At 55.4% G+C, this 2,500-nt stretch carries 1 tRNA gene and 2 rRNA genes (1 of these 3 cut by a window edge); all 3 read right to left on the reverse strand.

The window, feature by feature from the left end:
* Positions 1–77 precede the first annotated feature (77 nt).
* Positions 78–154 (reverse strand) — tRNA-Met (locus PZ897_RS04125).
* 116 nt (positions 155–270) lie between these two features.
* A 5S ribosomal RNA gene (rrf, locus tag PZ897_RS04130) occupies positions 271–385 on the reverse strand.
* 368 nt (positions 386–753) lie between these two features.
* Positions 754–2,500, reverse strand: a 23S ribosomal RNA gene (locus PZ897_RS04135) (it continues 1,152 nt past the right edge of the window).

Here is a 2,500-nt window from a genome sequence, read left to right on the forward strand (position 1 = left end):
CCGCAGGACGACGAGCTGCTTCGCCAGCAAAAGCCAAGCTTTTGCGCCAGCGACATGGGTGTGGAGGTTAGGGGATTTGGTTGCGGGGGCAGGATTTGAACCTGCGACCTTCAGGTTATGAGCCTGACGAGCTACCGGGCTGCTCCACCCCGCGACAAGCCTTGAGCGGATGCGCTCAAGGCGTAAAAGCAAAAAACGGGCCGCGACGTGCGACCCGCGGCTGGTCCAAGTTTCGTAAATTCGAGAAGATAAATATGTTGCGCTTTGCAGACCTGGCAGCGACCTACTCTCCCGCGTCTTGAGACGAAGTACCATCGGCGCAGGGGCGTTTCACGGCCGTGTTCGGAATGGGAACGGGTGCAGCCGCCCCGCCATGACCACCAGGTCGGCAAAGCGCAACATTGCACATGGCTGCATGTGCAAGTTGAGTGAGAAGCTGGCGGGAGGCTAGGCCCTTTTGTCTTTGAACACGTCTGTTTTGTCTTCACGCTGCCGCAATCTGACGATTGCTGCGCTGCAGACGGCGCGCCAAATCTTTGGCGACGGGCACTTGCCCTTGCGAAGCGGATGCTTCGAGTTCCTTTCCCCTGGGCTTCAGGAGCAAGGAACCAGAGCAAGGCTCTGCAAGCGCGACTGCGCGCCGGCCATTCTTGGCCGCCCCATCCGGAGGATAGGCGCTTTTGCGCCGCTCATCCGTGAGGACATGTCATTGTTGAAGTGCTTTGCACTTCAAGATGGACACAAGCAATGAGAACGATCAAGCCGATCGAGCTATTAGTACTGGTAAGCTTCACACATTACTGCGCTTCCACACCCAGCCTATCAACGTGGTAGTCTTCCACGACTCTCAGGGAATACTCGTTTTTGGGTCGGTTTCCCGCTTAGATGCTTTCAGCGGTTATCCATTCCGTATATAGCTACCCTGCTATGCCGTTGGCACGACAACAGGTCCACCAGAGATACGTCCATCCCGGTCCTCTCGTACTAGGGACAGATCCCATCAATATTCCTACACCCACGGCAGATAGGGACCGAACTGTCTCACGACGTTCTGAACCCAGCTCACGTACCGCTTTAATTGGCGAACAGCCAAACCCTTGGGACCTGCTCCAGCCCCAGGATGCGATGAGCCGACATCGAGGTGCCAAACAACCCCGTCGATATGGACTCTTGGGGGTCATCAGCCTGTTATCCCCGGCGTACCTTTTATCCGTTGAGCGATGGCCCTTCCACGCGGGACCACCGGATCACTATGACCGACTTTCGTCTCTGCTCGACTTGTCAGTCTCGCAGTCAGGCAGGCTTATGCCATTGCACTCGTCGACCGATTTCCGACCGGTCTGAGCCTACCATCGCGCGCCTCCGTTACTCTTTCGGAGGCGACCGCCCCAGTCAAACTACCCACCATACACTGTCCCGGATCCGGATAACGGACCGCGGTTAGACATCCACGAAGATAAGGGTGGTATTTCAAGGATGGCTCCACGCGAGCTGGCGCCCACGCTTCAAAGCCTACCACCTATCCTACACATGCCTTGGCGAATGCCAGTGTAAAGCTATAGTAAAGGTGCACGGGGTCTTTCCGTCTGACCGCAGGAACCCCGCATCTTCACGGGGAATTCAATTTCACTGAGTCTGCGTTGGAGACAGCGGGGAAGTCGTTACGCCATTCGTGCAGGTCGGAACTTACCCGACAAGGAATTTCGCTACCTTAGGACCGTTATAGTTACGGCCGCCGTTTACTGGGGCTTCGATTCAAAGCTTGCACCTCTCCTCTTAACCTTCCAGCACCGGGCAGGCGTCAGGCCCTATACGTCGTCTTGCGACTTCGCAGAGCCCTGTGTTTTTGATAAACAGTCGCTACCCCCTGGTCTGTGCCACCCTCTTCCACTTGCGTAAAAAAGGGTCACGCTTCTTCCGAAGTTACGCGTGCAATTTGCCGAGTTCCTTCAACGCAGTTCTCTCAAGCGCCTTGGTATTCTCTACCTGACCACCTGTGTCGGTTTCGGGTACGGTCTATACGGTGGAGCTATTTCCTGGAACCTCTTCGCTGCACCTCCAATCCAATAAGGAGATACAACACACGAGATCCGTCACTACCACCAGGCCCACGAATATTAACGTGGTTCCCATCGACTACGCCTTTCGGCCTCGCCTTAGGGGCCGGCTCACCCTGCTCAGATTAACTTTAAGCAGGAACCCTTGGTCTTTCGGCGAGGGAGTCTCTCACTCCCTTTATCGTTACTCATGTCAACATTCGCACTTCTGATATCTCCAGCAGCCCTCACGGGTCCGCCTTCACAGACTTACAGAACGCTCCGCTACCACGTGCACTTGCGTGCACATCCTCAGCTTCGGTGCATGGCTTTAGCCCCGGTACATTTTCGGCGCAAAACCCCTTATTTAGACCAGTGAGCTGTTACGCTTTCTTTAAATGATGGCTGCTTCTAAGCCAACATCCTGGTTGTTTTGGGAGTCTCACATCCTTTCCCACTTAGCC

The organism is Hoeflea sp. YIM 152468 (assembly GCF_029210485.1).
Classification (GTDB): domain Bacteria; phylum Pseudomonadota; class Alphaproteobacteria; order Rhizobiales; family Rhizobiaceae; genus Hoeflea.